We start from the raw sequence: 15,547 nt of genomic DNA, 5'->3' as shown, positions 1-15,547 counted from the left end.
ATAAATTGTTAAAGAGCAGTTGCGACGCGCTTTAGCGCTCTGTCGCGAGGTGGCGTATATTACGCTTTCCTCTTTCAGAGTCAACCCTCATTTTCAGGTTTTTCTCTTCAACCGAACCGGCTGTTTGTGTGAAGTGATTCACATCCGCCGTGTCGATGGAGGCGCATTATAGGGAGTTTCCTGTGGCCCGCAACCCTTAAATGACAGAAAAATGACTGACTGCTGCATTCCACAGCAAAACCCCGCCTTATACCCATTTACGCACAGAGTTATCCACAAACCACACGATCGTTTCTACGATCCTCTCGTTATATCAGCCTCTTTCAACTGAAAAAGAAGAGGTCAAAATCGAAAATTAAAAATTCGCGAGCGTTGCGCAAACGTTTTCGTTACAATGCCCCCGCACAACAAGGATGCCCCGTAAGGGGCGTTAGCTGAGTTTTTAGCCAAGAATTCACCTAACGCTCTCTGTAATAGTCAAATCCAGGGGATTTACCATGCAACAACGTCGTCCAGTCCGCCGCGCTCTGCTCAGTGTTTCTGACAAGGCCGGTATCATCGAATTCGCTCAGGCACTTTCCGCACGTGGTGTGGAGCTGCTATCTACAGGTGGCACTGCGCGCCTGTTAGCGGAGAAAGGTCTGCCAGTGACCGAAGTTTCCGATTACACCGGCTTCCCGGAAATGATGGATGGACGCGTGAAGACCCTGCATCCGAAGGTCCACGGTGGCATCCTCGGTCGTCGCGGCCAGGATGATGCCATTATGGAACAACACCACATTGCTCCTATCGATATGGTGGTTGTTAACCTGTATCCATTCGCCCAGACCGTCGCCCGCGAAGGCTGTTCTCTGGAAGATGCAGTAGAGAACATTGATATTGGCGGCCCGACCATGGTGCGCTCCGCTGCCAAGAACCATAAAGATGTAGCTATCGTTGTGAAGAGCAGCGACTACGACGCCATTATTAAAGAGATGGATGCCAACGACGGTTCTCTGACCCTCGACACCCGTTTCGATCTCGCGATTAAAGCCTTCGAACACACCGCCGCTTACGACAGCATGATCGCCAACTACTTCGGCAGCATGGTTCCGGCCTACCACGGTGAAAGCAAAGAAGCCGCCGGTCGCTTCCCACGTACGCTGAACCTGAACTTCATTAAGAAGCAGGATATGCGCTACGGCGAGAACAGCCACCAGCAGGCTGCCTTCTATATAGAAGAGAATGTTAAAGAAGCCTCCGTTGCCACCGCGCAGCAGGTACAGGGCAAAGCACTTTCCTACAACAACATCGCCGATACCGATGCGGCGCTGGAGTGCGTGAAAGAATTCAACGAGCCAGCCTGTGTGATCGTCAAACACGCGAACCCGTGTGGTGTAGCAGTAAGTACCTCTATTCTTGACGCTTACGACCGCGCCTATAAAACCGACCCGACCTCCGCGTTCGGCGGCATCATCGCCTTTAACCGCGAGCTGGATGCTGAAACCGCGCAGGCGATCATCTCCCGCCAGTTCGTGGAAGTGATCATCGCCCCATCCGCCACCGAAGAAGCACTGAAAATTACCGCAGCCAAGCAGAACGTTCGCGTGCTGGTCTGCGGCCAATGGGCGCAGCGCGTTCCGGGCCTGGACTTTAAACGCGTTAACGGCGGTCTGCTGGTTCAGGACCGTGACCTGGGTATGGTGACCGAAGGTGAACTGCGCGTGGTGTCCGAACGTCAGCCAACCGAGCAAGAGCTGCGCGATGCGCTGTTCTGCTGGAAAGTGGCGAAGTTCGTGAAATCCAACGCCATTGTTTATGCCAAAGAGAACATGACTATTGGCATAGGCGCAGGCCAGATGAGCCGCGTGTACTCCGCGAAAATCGCCGGGATCAAAGCGGCCGACGAAGGCCTGGAAGTGAAAGGTTCTGCAATGGCTTCTGACGCTTTCTTCCCGTTCCGCGACGGGATTGATGCCGCTGCTGCCGCCGGTGTGACCTGCGTGATCCAGCCGGGTGGTTCTATTCGCGATGACGAAGTGATTGCCGCCGCCAATGAACACGGCATTGCGATGGTATTTACCGATATGCGCCACTTCCGCCATTAATCCACGGAGCAGACGATGAAAGTATTAGTGATTGGCAACGGCGGGCGCGAGCACGCCCTGGCGTGGAAAGCGGCACAGTCGCCTAAAGTCGAAACGGTATTTGTCGCCCCGGGCAACGCGGGCACCGCGCTGGAACCCACGCTGCAAAACGTGGCCATCGGCGTAACGGATATTCCGGCGCTGCTGAGCTTTGCCCAGAACGAGAAGATTGATCTGACCATCGTTGGTCCGGAAGCGCCGCTGGTGATTGGTGTGGTTGACGCTTTCCGCGCCGCCGGTCTGAAAATCTTCGGCCCAACCGAAGGCGCCGCGCAGCTGGAAGGCTCTAAAGCCTTCACCAAAGATTTTCTTGCGCGCCATCAGATCCCGACGGCGGAGTACCAGAACTTCACCGAAATCGAACCTGCGCTGGCTTACCTGCGCGAGAAAGGCGCGCCGATCGTTATCAAAGCTGACGGTCTGGCTGCCGGGAAAGGCGTTATCGTGGCGATGACGCTGGAGGAAGCCGAAGCCGCGGTTCATGACATGCTGGCCGGCAACGCGTTTGGCGACGCGGGCCACCGCATCGTGATTGAAGAGTTCCTCGACGGTGAAGAAGCGAGCTTTATTGTCATGGTCGACGGTGAGCACGTGCTGCCGATGGCCACCAGCCAGGACCACAAGCGCGTGGGCAATGGCGACACCGGCCCGAACACCGGCGGGATGGGTGCCTACTCCCCTGCTCCGGTAGTAACTGACGAAGTCCACCAGCGCACCATGGAACGCATCATCTGGCCAACCGTAAAAGGCATGGCGGCGGAAGGTAACACCTACACCGGTTTCCTTTATGCGGGTCTGATGATCGACAAACAGGGCAACCCGAAGGTTATCGAGTTCAACTGCCGCTTCGGCGATCCGGAAACCCAGCCGATCATGCTGCGCATGAAGTCCGATCTGGTGGAGCTGTGCCTCGCCGCCTGTGACGGCAAGTTGGATGAGAAAACCTCCGAGTGGGACGAACGCGCCTCGCTGGGTGTGGTCATTGCCGCCGGAGGTTATCCGGGTAATTACAATACCGGCGATGAGATCCACGGTCTGCCGCTGGAAGACGTCGCTGACGGTAAAGTGTTCCACGCGGGCACCAAACTGTCTGCAGACGATCGCGTGCTGACCAACGGTGGTCGCGTGCTGTGCGCCACCGCGCTGGGCAACACCGTGGCTGAAGCGCAGAAACGCGCTTACGCCCTGATGACCGACATCCGCTGGGATGGCAGCTTCAGCCGTAACGACATCGGCTGGCGTGCCATTGAACGCGAGCAACGCTAACGCGAAATTTTCGCCAGCAGCGTTTTACGCGTAATGCCTAACTGACGGGCGGCTTCCGTTTTATTGCCGCCCGTTTTTTCAAGCGCCGCCAGAATCACCTCCTTTTCGACATCCACCAGCGGTTGGATCTCGCCACTGAATTCCGTTTTTATCGGCGTCGCGGCAATCGCCATCGGCAGTTCACGTTCGGAAATATATTCCCCCGTCAGCAGCACCACCGAGCGCTCAATCGCATTTTCCAGCTCACGAATATTGCCCGGCCAGTCGTAGTGGATCAGCAGATCCATCGCCTGCGGAGTAAAGCCTTTCACCGCTTTACGGTTACGCGCGGCAAAACGCTGGAGAAAATGTTCGGCTAACAGCGGAATATCTTCCCGGCGCTGGCACAGCGCTGGCATTTCAATGGTGACGACGTTCAGACGATAGTAGAGATCCTGACGAAAGCGCCCGGCGCTGACTTCCTCTGCTAGATCGCGATGCGTAGCGGCTATCAGCCGGACATCAACCGCAATGGTCTGATTGCTACCAACTCGCTGCACTTCTCGCTCCTGGATAGCCCGCAGCAAACGCACCTGCATCAGCGGTGAGATATCGCCAATTTCATCAAGAAATAACGTGCCACCATCGGCTTCCACAAAGCGCCCTTCCCGCCGTTTATCCGCCCCGGTAAACGCCCCTTTCTCGTGGCCAAAAAGTTCGGACTCCAGCAGCGACTCATTGAGCGCCGCACAGTTTAGCGTCACCAGCGGCTTATCGCTGCGCGCGCTACTGGCGTGTAGCGCCCGGGCGACCAGCTCTTTCCCTGTCCCGGAATCTCCATGGATAAGCACCGTGGCGTCCGAGGGCGCTACCATCGCAATTTCGTTGAGCAATTGCTGCATCGCCGGACTTCTGCCAATCATGCCAAACTGCGCAGCCGACGCCGATGGCAGTTCAGCCCCCGTTTCCCGCGTATGCGCCAGCGCCTTTTCCAGGGTCTCCTGCAGACGGTCAAAATCCAGCGGCTTGATTAAGTAGTCCAGCGCCCCGGTTTTAAGCGCCTCAACGGCGGTCTCCACGCTGGAGAAAGCCGTCATAATCAGTACCGGAATGGCCGGATTCAGCGCTTTAATCTCTTTCAGCGTTGCGATACCGTCCATCTCCGCCATGCGTACATCACACAGCACTAAATCAAATACGCGTTCGCGCACCTGTTCCAGCGCAGCTCGCCCGCTATAGGCCAGCGCGACCTCATAACCCCAGCCGCGCAGCAGCGCCTGTAAAATGGTGCAGTGGCTGATATCGTCATCTACTACCAGAATATTGATTTTTCCGCGCGTCATCCTTGTTAATCCTGTTGTTTCGCTTTGGTCGGCAGCCAAAGGGTAAAGGTCGCACCTTTGCCCTCAACGCTTGCCACCTGAATGGTGCCACCATGCTGTTCGATAATGTTCTGCACTACCGCCAGCCCGAGGCCGGTTCCGTCAGCTTTGGTTGTAAAGTAAGGCGTAAAAATGGCCTCCAGCTGTTCCGCTGCAATTCCCTTCCCGCTATCGGTAACCACAATTTTAACGCGATCGCCGCTGCTTTCATTCGCTTCAACCGTGATCGTGCCCTGACGACCAATCGCATGAATGGCGTTCAGATACAGATTCAACAAAACCTGAGTCAGTCGGTCAGGATCGGCCTGGATAGCGGGCAGCGTAGAATTGGCCGAAAAGCGGAGCTGGATTTCCCTGCTTGCCGCATCCTGACCCACCAGGTGTAATGAGTGGGTGATAACCTCATTGAGATCAACCTGTTGCAGCGTCAGATGTGCAGGCTTCACCAGCTCCAGCAGCTCGCTCACCACCCGATTTAAACGATCCGCCTCTTTTGCCATCACCTGTGCCAGCTCATGCGACTCGCCTCCTGCCGGGGTTCGCTCGGCAAAATACTTCGCCAGACCTTTGATCGATGAAAGCGGGTTACGAATTTCATGCGCCACTCCAGCCGCAAGATGCCCGAGCGCTAACAGTTTTTCTTTACGCTTCATCGCATCCTGAAGTTCTTTGTACGAACGCTGATAGCGCTGATACCAGAAGAACGTCAGTACGGTGGCCAGCAACACAGCCGCCAGCGCACAGAGGACTATCAGTGTGTTACGCCACTCTCTTGCCTGAGTCGCTGTCAGAACGCTGGCATCAAAGGCGATAAATATGATTTGCGCTGGGGTGATAAGCTGCCCGTCATTGCTGGCACAGCGCGCCATGCCGTGGCGTCCTGGACCATACATCGGCTGAAACTGGCGATAAATTTCCAGGGCCGGCGTTTTTTCACCATCCCTCGCTGGAATTTCAATATTCCGCCAGCTTTCTTGCTCCCCAGGACTAAGCTGTCGCAGGACATCCGGTGAATAGAGCGTTTTTCCGACCATCGCGGAATTGCTGTGAGTAATAATGACACCATGCTCATCGACGACGGCAAACCATAGCACGCCTGGTTGTACGGCCATTTCCTCCAGTAGCGTCTGCTGCTGGGCATGATGCATGCGCATCCCCATGCCTACACGCGTACCAGACTCCAGAGCGCGAATGAGCACGCTGCCTTTTTCCAGTAGCGTTTGTCGGGCGGCATCACTTTCCCGACCATAGTCCCGTATGGTCATAATCGAAAACCAGCCGACTAACATCAGGATTGCCGCCAGCAAGAGTCGGCTCAACCACTTTGCCACCGTATCCTTATAAAGACGCATACGCTCTCCCTTTACCCCACTTGTTCCTTTCATCGTTGCAGGTATACAGCAGAAATCATGCCATTTTTTCCCCCTGATAACCCTGCCCTCAGACACAAACAGCTGAAAGTACCGGGTAAAAATGACTCGCTGGCACGTTCTGGCGAGTCATTTTTACTCGTTTTCCTGCAAAGACGGCGGGTACGACGCCCGCAGGACTGGGATTGCCGCTTTGGCACGGAAGATGCAAAAGGGAATGTAAGCTAACCAACAGGAGAACGAACGATGAAACGGAACAACAAACTGGCACTGATTGCACTTTCTCTTATCGCACTGGGCTCCACCCCGGTACTGGCGCAGAATCACTGGGGATATGGTGATGGAATGCAGCAACGGGGCGGTATCCCAATGACCGCTGAGCAGCAGGCTGCCGCACAGAAAATCTATGATGATTACTACTCCCAGACCAGCGCGTTGCGCCAACAGCTGACATCCAAACGTTATGAGTACAATGCACTATTAACGGCCAGCTCGCCGGACACGGCAAAAATTAATGCCGTTGCAAAAGAGATGGAAGCGTTGAATCAGTCTCTGGACGAGCAGCGCGTTAAACGCGATGTCGCAATGGCGCAGGCTGGCGTGCCACGTGGCGCGGGAATGGGCTACGGCGGATGCGGCGGTGGCGGTAACCATCGCGGCGGCGGCCATATGGGAATGGGTCACTGGTAAAAGACTTGATGCCTGATGACGCCATACGGTTCAGGCCTGCTGACTACCTGTCTTCAGGTTTTCAGAAAGTTTTGGCTGTAGGCTGCCAGTGACAAAAATCTTCATTGGCAACTAGCAGTATCTGCGACCCTTCGGGCGCTTCCAGCCATGCCACACTCACCTCTACGGATGAATGTTTCTGGCGGCGCTCGATATGGTTTATCGCCCACGACTCCAGGTCTGGCTTCAGCGTTTCACCTTCACAGGTTGTGACCGTGTTATCCGCATGCCAACGTCCCTGACGCAATATCACCCGTCCCTGACGCAGCGCATCGCTGGTCTGGCGAATTTGATCGGCGCGATAGCGGTAAAGCGCGATTTGATCGCTGGAAAGCTGCTGCTTTTGCCCGTCGACTTCACGCTGCATGAAGCTCAGTTCGCCCCGGTCATCGAAGCGTATACGGACATGTTCAGCCGGTTTACTGTAAACGTTGAGTTCTATCAGAGAGAGCGAATCACCCTGCCAGCGGTATTCACTGGTAGTGGTTTCGCCTTTTCGCCACGGACTAAATACCGAGAGCAAGTGAACATCGTCACCGGAGTCTTTACGCCAAATGCGTACCGCCCCCTGATCGCCAACATAGCCGCTGGCCGTGAACGGAGGAAGCTCAGAATGGCTACCGCAGGCAGACAGTAACAGAACACCTGAAAGCCAAAGCGTATGACGCCAGATGGACAAAAGGGGCGAAACCGCCCCTTCGTTAAAACTGTTCACTGCCACGCGAATTACTTAACCGCGTCTTTCAGTGCTTTACCAGAAACAAATGCCGGTACGTTAGCTGCGGCAATTTTGATTTCTTTACCGGTCTGCGGGTTGCGGCCAGTGCGCTCAGCACGGTGGTTCACTTTGAAGGTACCGAAACCAACCAGTTGTACAGCATCGCCTTCTTTCAGAGACTCAGTAATAGCAGCCAGAGTGGATTCCAGAGCAGCTTTAGCCTGTGTTTTAGACAGTTCTGCTTTGTCTGCAATTACATCAATCAGTTGAGTCTTGTTCATAAGTTATCCTTACAATGTGTTTATCGCTTGCTAAGCATCGAGTGCGACGGAAATGCCAGAAAAGCACTCTCCTGCATACACGCACCGATAGCCACTTTTTTTCGCCCCCCAAATGTAGACCAGACCGGGGGCGGATGGGAAGCCTTCAGGCACGACAAATCAGGCGTTAAATCACGTTTTGTGGTGTCATTGCTGAAAATTTATACCAATATTGCTCTCGCCAGCCTCGCGCAGGTCTGCACGCAGCCCTTTTATCAGCTCAATATCGCGTTCTTCACAGTCGGCTAAAAGTCGGAAAATTTCCCACTGAATATCCCATTCTTGCTCAACGGCAGGGTTCTCTTTGAGCTCTTCATCGGTCATTTCGCGACCAGCCTGGGTCATTTCCAGCATCGCTACCGTCGTAATCGAAGCTTTACTAACTTCAATTGCATGCTCCAGCGTTTCACCGCTAAGACGTGAATGCATCAGTTCGCTTAATGCCACACAGGCATCAATCGCCGGATAAACGCCGTACAGATCGTAATCGTCTGCAGAAGGAATGGCCTCTTCAAACTTTTCCAACTGGCTGTCGAAATTGATTTTCGCGTCTTTAACCGTCAGCGCTTCCCAAATCAGATCCAGAATTCGGCGGTAAATCTGTCCATCGCCAAATTCAGTTTGCTTGCAGAACATGGCGTAATTCGGGTACATGCGTTCGCACAGACAGGCCATAAATGTGACGTGCTGCCAGCTTTCCAGCTTCTCCAGACGCAGGTGAATCGGATTTTGTAACATGATGAGTTCTCAAATACGGAAATTAGCCGCAGTTTACCCGATATGGGGCGCTTTTGCTGCAAGCCGCGTAAAAGCCGGGCGTTCGGATGCCACCGCATCTGCCCAGCGCGTTGGTTCCGGCAGACGATAGCCGTTCATACAGCGTTGTACCCACGCCAGTGCGCTGTCCATACTCACGCGGTGGCCCGTAGAGATAAACAACGGGTTACAGCGCGCTTTGCTGCGCCAGACCCATGCCAGCTGTTCGCCTTTATCCAGCAATGGCACTAGCGCACCGGGTTCAGCAGCGAGCGGTTCAAACTTGCCACACAGCCGTTTTTTCGCCACACCGATCGTTGGGACGTCCACCAGCAGGCCAAAATGGCTGGCCACGCCCAGACGGCGCGGGTGCGAAATGCCGTGCCCGTCAACGAACAGCAGATCTGGCTTGTGCGAGAGCAGTTGCCAGGCGGCCATCAGCGCGGGGGTTTCACGAAAGGAGAGAAAACCGGGAATGTAGGGCATGGTAGTGGCGATACGCGCCACCTTATATTCAACCAGTTCAAGCGTGGGATACTTCAGTAAGACCATCGCGGCTCGCGTCACTTCGCCACCCTGCTCAAACCCAACGTCCGCCCCGCCGATCAGATCCGGCGGATCGTTCTTCAGACGATCCTCGCGGATCAATGAAGAGGCCAGTTCAAGCTGCTGCGCGCGTAATGACGCGAGATCCATAATGACTCCTTAGCGGTGGTACTGTTCGGACAACCGATGTACCGCCTCCACAAAGACACCCGCATGTTCTGGCGGGACGTCCTGATGAATGCCGTGGCCCAGGTTAAAGACATGCCCTTCGCCCTGACCGAATCCGGCCAGAATTGTCGCCACCTCTTCTTCGATGCGGGCTGGCGGTGCATACAGCATGGACGGATCCATATTGCCCTGTAGCGCCACTTTATGACCTACACGACGACGCGCATCGGCAATGTCAGTGGTCCAGTCGAGACCTAACGCATCACAGCCGGTTTCCGCCATCGCTTCCAGCCACTGACCACCGCCTTTGGTAAACAGGGTCACAGGTACGCGACGACCTTCGTTCTCGCGTAGCAGGCCATCGACGATTTTGTGCATGTAGTACAGGGAGAACTGCTGATAGTCGCGACCGGTCAGCACACCGCCCCAGGTATCGAAAATCATCACCGACTGAGCGCCCGCTTTGATCTGCGCGTTCAGGTACAGCGTGACGCTCTTCGCCAGCTTATCAAGCAGCAGATGCAGCGCTTTAGAGTCGGCATACATCATCTTTTTAATCACGGTGAAGGCTTTGCTGCTGCCGCCTTCAACCATGTAGGTCGCCAGCGTCCACGGGCTACCGGAGAAGCCGATCAGCGGCACTTCGCCTTTCAGTTCACGGCGGATAGTGCGCACCGCGTTCATCACGTATCCAAGCCCATCTTCCGGGTCCGGGATCGGCAGTTTGTCGACGTCAGCCTTGCTGGTAATCGGGGAGGTGAAGCGTGGACCTTCTCCTGCTTCAAAATACAGCCCGAGTCCCATCGCATCCGGGATCGTCAGGATATCGGAGAAGAGGATCGCGGCATCAAGTTTATAGCGACGCAGCGGCTGCAGCGTAACTTCGCAGGCCAGCTCGGCATTTTTGCACAGCGCCATAAAATCGCCCGCTTCGGCACGGGTAGCTTTGTATTCCGGTAGATAACGGCCTGCCTGGCGCATCATCCATACCGGAGTGACATCAACGGGCTGGCGCAGCAGCGCACGCAGATAACGATCGTTCTTCAGTTCGGTCATTTTTGCAGTTCCTTATTGCGTCAGTCCATCAGTGTATCACCACTCGCTCTTTACTCGTACTCAGCCCGACACATTGCCACAGTATCTTCAATCAATCGACGCGCGACAGTACCCGGCGGGGGCAAGAGCGGTAAATCGTCATAGCGATACCAGTTCGCTTCCAGCAGCTCTTTTGGGTCGATGACGATTTCGCCGCTATCATACTCCGCCATAAATGCGGTCATCAAAGACTGTGGGAACGGCCACGGCTGAGAAGTGACATAGCGCAGGTTTTTCACCTTAATGCCGCTCTCTTCCATGACTTCACGCGCCACCGCCTGCTCGAGGGTCTCGCCCACTTCGACAAAACCCGCCAGCACGGTATGCACGCCGTTGCGATGGCGAACATGTTGGGCGAGCAGGATGGAATCATCTCGGCGAATAGCGACGATTATGCAAGGAGCAATTTGCGGGTAATAACGTTCGCGGCAGTGACTACAGAGCATCGCCCACTCCGTTTTACTCGGGTGCATGGGATGGCCGCAGTAACCGCAGAATTTATGCGAGCGGTAAAACTCTGCCAGCTGTACGCCTCGTCCGGCCAGTTGAAACAGGCCAACGTCCTGGTCAATGACCTGGCGCACCGACCCCATATCGTGTCGACGCTGCTGCTGCACCAGCCAGACAGTTTCCCCTTCCCACTCGCCTATTGGCAGCGCGCGCTGACCAATCAGATCAAAACGGGCTGCGTCGCCATAAGGTAGCTCGCCATGAGGTAACCATAACTTTTGCTCATGACTGACAATCCACCAGCCGCTATCTAATTTTTCAATTATACGATCCATATCTCTTGCGCAACCTTTGCTTCACAGGCATGTTGTTTACATTATTTTTACATTTACGGGTGAGCAGTTCCTAAACACCATCTTGCGGAGTCAATCATGCTAAACCAGCTGGAAAGCCTGACGGAGCACGTCGGAGGAAGTAATAAACTGGTTGATCGCTGGCTACATGTACGTAAGCACCTGCTCGTGGCTTACTACAATCTGGTTGGCATTAAGCCTGGCAAAGAATCGTACATGCGACTCAATGAAAAGGCGCTGGATGATTTTTGTCAGAGCCTGGTCGATTACCTCTCCACCGGACACTTCAGTATTTATGAACGTATTCTCCATAAATTGGAAGGGAACGGGCAGCTTTTAAAAGCCACAAAAATTTGGCCGCTGCTGGAAGCCAACACACAATTGATCATGGACTACTATGACTCCAGCCTGGAAACTGCGATTGATCATGATAACTTCCTTGAGTTTCAAAAGGTTTTATCGGATCTCGGCGAGGCGCTGGAAGCCCGGTTCGTGCTCGAAGATAAGCTGATCATGCTGGTATTTGATGCGATGCACGAGAGTGGCACTCTCAAACGTCCTGCTTGAGATTTGTCGCATTAACGCGTAGTTTACATTCATTACCTCTAAGATAGAGGTTACTTCTTGTCGGAGTGCTTATTTTCCACAACAGCATGAGTGGAAAAGGCTGAGACCGTTAATTCGGGATCCGCGGAACCTGATCAGGTTAAGACCTGCGAAGGGAACAAGAGTCAATCTACAACCGTATCGCCCCTGGGCGATCGCCTCTCTTGCTTCATCCGTCGTCTGACAAGCCACGTCCTTACTTTTTTGGAATGAGCTATGTCTGCCACTACTAAACCATCACGCCGCGAACAGCGCGCGCAAGCCCAACACTTTATCGATACCCTGGAAGGGACCGCCTTCCCTAACTCAAAACGCATTTATATTACCGGTTCGCAGCCGGATATCCGCATTCCGATGCGCGAAATCCAGCTTAGCCCGACGCTGATTGGCGGCAGCAAAGACAACCCGCAATTTGAAGACAACGAAGCCGTGCCGGTGTACGACACCTCCGGGCCGTATGGCGATCCTGACGTGGAGATTAACGTCCAGCAGGGCCTGGCGAAACTGCGCCAGCCGTGGATTGCGGCGCGTAACGACAGCGAAGAATTAGACGACCGCAGCTCCGCTTACACCAAAGAGCGCCTGGCCGACGATGGCCTGGACGAGCTGCGTTTCAGCGGCCTGCTGACCCCAAAGCGCGCCAAAGCCGGTAAGCGCGTGACCCAGTTGCACTACGCCCGTCAGGGGATCGTCACGCCGGAGATGGAGTTTATCGCCATCCGTGAAAATATGGGCCGCGAGCGTATTCGTAGTGAAGTGCTGCGCCACCAGCATCCGGGGATGAACTTTGGCGCTCGTCTGCCGGAAAATATCACCCCGGAATTCGTGCGTGATGAAGTCGCTGGGGGCCGGGCGATTATTCCTGCCAACATCAACCACCCGGAATCCGAGCCGATGATCATCGGCCGCAACTTCCTGGTGAAGGTGAATGCCAACATCGGTAACTCGGCGGTCACTTCCTCTATCGAAGAAGAGGTAGAAAAACTGGTGTGGTCGACCCGCTGGGGCGCAGATACGGTGATGGACCTCTCCACCGGTCGCTATATTCACGAAACCCGCGAGTGGATCCTGCGTAACAGCCCGGTACCGATCGGCACCGTACCGATCTACCAGGCGCTGGAGAAGGTCAACGGGATCGCCGAAGATCTCACCTGGGAAGCGTTCCGCGATACGTTGCTGGAACAGGCCGAACAGGGCGTCGACTACTTCACTATCCATGCCGGCGTACTGCTGCGCTACGTGCCGATGACTGCCAAACGCCTGACCGGAATTGTCTCGCGCGGCGGTTCAATTATGGCGAAATGGTGCCTTTCTCATCACAAAGAAAACTTCCTGTTCGAACATTTCCGTGAGATTTGCGAAATCTGCGCCGCCTACGACGTCTCGCTCTCTCTCGGCGACGGCCTGCGCCCGGGTTCGATTCAGGATGCCAACGACGAAGCGCAGTTCTCCGAACTGCATACGCTGGGCGAGCTGACCAAAATCGCCTGGGAATACGACGTGCAGGTGATGATTGAAGGCCCAGGACATGTGCCGATGCATATGATCCAACGCAACATGACCGAAGAGCTGGAAAGCTGCCACGAAGCGCCGTTCTACACCTTAGGGCCGTTGACGACAGATATCGCGCCGGGCTATGACCACTTCACCTCCGGCATTGGCGCGGCGATGATCGGCTGGTTTGGCTGCGCGATGCTGTGCTACGTCACGCCAAAAGAGCACCTCGGCCTGCCGAACAAAGAAGACGTGAAGCAAGGGCTGATTACCTACAAGATTGCCGCTCACGCCGCCGACCTGGCGAAGGGGCACCCGGGTGCGCAGATCCGCGACAACGCGATGTCGAAAGCGCGCTTCGAATTCCGCTGGGAAGACCAGTTTAACCTCGCGCTCGACCCGTTCACCGCCCGCGCCTATCACGATGAAACCCTGCCACAGGAGTCCGGCAAAGTCGCCCACTTCTGCTCCATGTGCGGGCCGAAGTTCTGCTCGATGAAAATCAGCCAGGAAGTACGCGACTACGCCGCCGCGCAGACTATTGAAGTGGGAATGGCAGATATGTCGGAGAACTTCCGCGCCAAAGGCGGTGAAATCTACCTCAAAAAAGAGGAGGCATAATGTACCAGCCTGATTTCCCGACCGTGCCGTTCCGCCTCGGGCTTTACCCGGTGGTGGACAGCGTGGCGTGGATTGAACGCCTGCTGCAGGCGGGCGTACGCACGATCCAACTGCGCATTAAAGATAAGCGTGATGAAGAGGTCGAAGCCGACGTCATGGCCGCCATTGAATTGGGGCGTCGCTATGACGCCCGCCTGTTTATCAACGACTACTGGCGGCTGGCGATTAAGCACAACGCTTACGGCGTGCATCTGGGCCAGGAAGACCTTGAAACCACCGATCTGAAGGCGATTCAGGCGGCGGGGCTGCGCCTGGGTGTCTCCACTCACGATGATATGGAGATCGACATCGCGCTGGCGGCTAAGCCTTCTTATATCGCACTCGGCCACGTTTTCCCCACGCTAACCAAGCAGATGCCTTCCGCTCCGCAGGGGCTGACGCAGCTGGCAAGTCATATTGAACGACTGGCCGATTACCCGACCGTCGCCATTGGCGGCATCAGCCTGGAACGTGCGCCCGCGGTGCTGGCAACCGGCGTCGGCAGCATTGCCGTGGTCAGCGCCATTACCCAGGCGGCTGACTGGCAGGCAGCCACGGCGCAGCTGCTCGACATAGCGGGAGTCGGCGATGAATGACCGCGACTTTATGCGTTACAGCCGGCAGATCCTGCTCGGCGATATCGCTATTGAGGGCCAACAAAAGCTGCTCGACAGCCATGTGCTGATTATCGGTTTAGGCGGGTTAGGTTCGCCTGCCGCGCTGTATCTGGCGGGAGCAGGTATCGGCAAACTGACGCTGGTAGACGATGACGACATTCATTTGAGCAATCTGCAGCGCCAGATCCTGTTTACCACTGATGATATCGCGCGTTCAAAATCGCAGATTGCCCAGCAGCGCCTGACGCGGCTCAACCCGGATATCGAACTGGTATCGCTCCAGCAGCGACTGAAAGGCGATGCGCTCCGGCATGCGGTAGCGCGTGCCGATGTGGTGCTCGACTGTACCGACAACATGGCCACGCGTCAGGAAATTAACGCCGCCTGCGTGTCGCTCAACACCCCGCTCATCACCGCCAGCGCCGTCGGTTTCGGCGGCCAGTTGATGGTGCTCACGCCACCGTGGGAGCAAGGTTGTTACCGCTGCCTGTGGCCGGATGATGTCGAACCTGAGCGCAACTGCCGTACCGCCGGTATCGTCGGCCCGGTTGTCGGCGTGATGGGCACCTTGCAGGCGCTGGAAGCCATCAAGCTGCTTAGCGGCATTGCGACACCCAGCGGCGAGTTACGCCTGTTTGACGGTAAAACCAGCCAATGGCGCAGCCTTGCGCTGCGTCGGGCCAATGGCTGCCCGGTATGTGGAGGGCAACATGCAGATTCAGTTCAATGATGAGCCGATGCAGTGCGCCGAGGGACAAACCGTCAGCGGGCTGCTCACCGAGCTTAATCAGCTTAAACCGGGCGCGGCGCTGGCGCTCAATCAGCAGATCCTGCCGCGCGAGCAGTGGCAGCAGCAAATCGTGCAGGAAGGCGACCAGATCCTGCTTTTTCAGGTTATTGCAGGGGGTTGAT

At 55.6% G+C, this 15,547-nt stretch carries 17 protein-coding genes and 1 riboswitch; of the genes, 9 read left to right on the top strand and 8 right to left on the bottom strand.

Annotated features, from left to right (window positions below; genetic code table 11):
- Positions 1-497: 497 nt before the first annotated feature.
- Positions 498-2,087 (top strand): bifunctional phosphoribosylaminoimidazolecarboxamide formyltransferase/IMP cyclohydrolase, encoded by a 1,590-nt coding sequence (purH, locus tag WC1_RS00005; protein WP_016151294.1) that lies wholly within the window; start codon positions 498-500, stop codon positions 2,085-2,087.
- Positions 2,088-2,102: 15 nt separating this feature from the next.
- Entirely contained in the window at positions 2,103-3,392 is a 1,290-nt protein-coding gene (purD, locus tag WC1_RS00010; protein WP_016151293.1) for a phosphoribosylamine--glycine ligase, read from the top strand.
- Here purD and zraR read toward each other — a convergent pair.
- Both zraR and zraS read right to left on the bottom strand, forming a co-directional pair.
- Positions 3,389-4,714 carry a sigma-54-dependent response regulator transcription factor ZraR gene (gene zraR / locus WC1_RS00015; protein ID WP_016151292.1) on the bottom strand — a complete coding sequence of 442 codons (1,326 nt, stop codon included), beginning with the start codon at positions 4,712-4,714 and terminating at the stop codon, positions 3,389-3,391. The genes purD and zraR overlap by 4 nt on opposite strands.
- A gap of 5 nt (positions 4,715-4,719) precedes the next feature.
- A complete protein-coding gene (zraS, locus tag WC1_RS00020; RefSeq protein WP_016151291.1) occupies positions 4,720-6,105 on the bottom strand; it encodes a two-component system sensor histidine kinase ZraS in 1,386 nt (461 codons plus the stop codon).
- A 57-nt stretch (positions 6,106-6,162) separates the two neighbouring features.
- On the opposite strand from zraS, the gene WC1_RS24815 reads away from it, so the two are divergent.
- Together WC1_RS24815 and zraP are read left to right on the top strand one after the other, a co-directional pair.
- Positions 6,163-6,351: a hypothetical protein gene (locus tag WC1_RS24815; RefSeq protein ID WP_032937285.1), complete on the top strand. Its 189-nt coding sequence runs from the start codon at positions 6,163-6,165 to the stop codon at positions 6,349-6,351.
- A gap of 18 nt (positions 6,352-6,369) precedes the next feature.
- Entirely contained in the window at positions 6,370-6,813 is a 444-nt protein-coding gene (gene zraP, locus WC1_RS00025) for a zinc resistance sensor/chaperone ZraP (RefSeq protein WP_016151290.1), read from the top strand.
- 61 nt (positions 6,814-6,874) lie between these two features.
- Here zraP and WC1_RS00030 read toward each other — a convergent pair whose 3' ends face one another.
- From WC1_RS00030 to nudC, 6 genes are all read right to left on the bottom strand, one after another.
- Entirely contained in the window at positions 6,875-7,567 is a 693-nt protein-coding gene (locus tag WC1_RS00030; protein WP_003033064.1) for a DUF1481 domain-containing protein, read from the bottom strand.
- Positions 7,568-7,578: 11 nt separating this feature from the next.
- Entirely contained in the window at positions 7,579-7,851 is a 273-nt protein-coding gene (gene hupA / locus WC1_RS00035) for a nucleoid-associated protein HU-alpha (protein ID WP_001044509.1), read from the bottom strand.
- A gap of 186 nt (positions 7,852-8,037) precedes the next feature.
- Positions 8,038-8,628 (bottom strand): YjaG family protein, encoded by a 591-nt coding sequence (locus WC1_RS00040; protein ID WP_003842015.1) that lies wholly within the window; start codon positions 8,626-8,628, stop codon positions 8,038-8,040.
- 33 nt (positions 8,629-8,661) lie between these two features.
- The gene (nfi, locus tag WC1_RS00045; protein WP_003033072.1) at positions 8,662-9,342 is read right to left on the bottom strand and encodes a deoxyribonuclease V; all 681 of its coding nucleotides are present in this window, start codon (positions 9,340-9,342) and stop codon (positions 8,662-8,664) included.
- A 9-nt stretch (positions 9,343-9,351) separates the two neighbouring features.
- Entirely contained in the window at positions 9,352-10,416 is a 1,065-nt protein-coding gene (hemE, locus tag WC1_RS00050) for a uroporphyrinogen decarboxylase (RefSeq protein ID WP_003845324.1), read from the bottom strand.
- 50 nt (positions 10,417-10,466) lie between these two features.
- Positions 10,467-11,240 (bottom strand): NAD(+) diphosphatase, encoded by a 774-nt coding sequence (gene nudC / locus WC1_RS00055; protein WP_003033074.1) that lies wholly within the window; start codon positions 11,238-11,240, stop codon positions 10,467-10,469.
- A 96-nt stretch (positions 11,241-11,336) separates the two neighbouring features.
- Here nudC and WC1_RS00060 point away from each other — a divergent pair, with 96 nt between their 5' ends.
- The 5 genes from WC1_RS00060 (at position 11,337) to thiS (ending at position 15,546) form a co-directional block, all read left to right on the top strand.
- Positions 11,337-11,825, top strand: a complete 489-nt coding sequence (locus WC1_RS00060; RefSeq protein ID WP_003033077.1) for an Rsd/AlgQ family anti-sigma factor — start codon at positions 11,337-11,339, stop codon at positions 11,823-11,825.
- 51 nt (positions 11,826-11,876) lie between these two features.
- Positions 11,877-11,999: riboswitch (TPP riboswitch) on the top strand.
- An 81-nt stretch (positions 12,000-12,080) separates the two neighbouring features.
- On the top strand, positions 12,081-13,979 hold the full coding sequence (gene thiC / locus WC1_RS00065) for a phosphomethylpyrimidine synthase ThiC (protein ID WP_016151289.1): 1,899 nt from the start codon (positions 12,081-12,083) through the stop codon (positions 13,977-13,979).
- Positions 13,979-14,614, top strand: a complete 636-nt coding sequence (gene thiE / locus WC1_RS00070; protein WP_016151288.1) for a thiamine phosphate synthase — start codon at positions 13,979-13,981, stop codon at positions 14,612-14,614. The genes thiC and thiE overlap by 1 nt, the downstream gene beginning before the upstream one ends.
- Positions 14,607-15,365, top strand: coding sequence for a HesA/MoeB/ThiF family protein (locus WC1_RS00075; RefSeq protein WP_003842023.1), 759 nt, complete (start codon positions 14,607-14,609; stop codon positions 15,363-15,365). The genes thiE and WC1_RS00075 overlap by 8 nt, the downstream gene beginning before the upstream one ends.
- Complete coding sequence (thiS, locus tag WC1_RS0123060; protein WP_003033088.1) at positions 15,346-15,546, top strand: sulfur carrier protein ThiS; 201 nt, start codon at positions 15,346-15,348, stop codon at positions 15,544-15,546. Before WC1_RS00075 ends, thiS begins: the two co-directional genes overlap by 20 nt.
- Position 15,547: the final 1 nt, after the last annotated feature.

The organism is Citrobacter sp. KTE30, assembly GCF_000398825.1.
GTDB lineage: Bacteria > Pseudomonadota > Gammaproteobacteria > Enterobacterales > Enterobacteriaceae > Citrobacter > Citrobacter freundii.
Note: the sequence above shows the minus strand (reverse complement) of the source record. Positions and strands in the feature narration are given on the sequence as shown.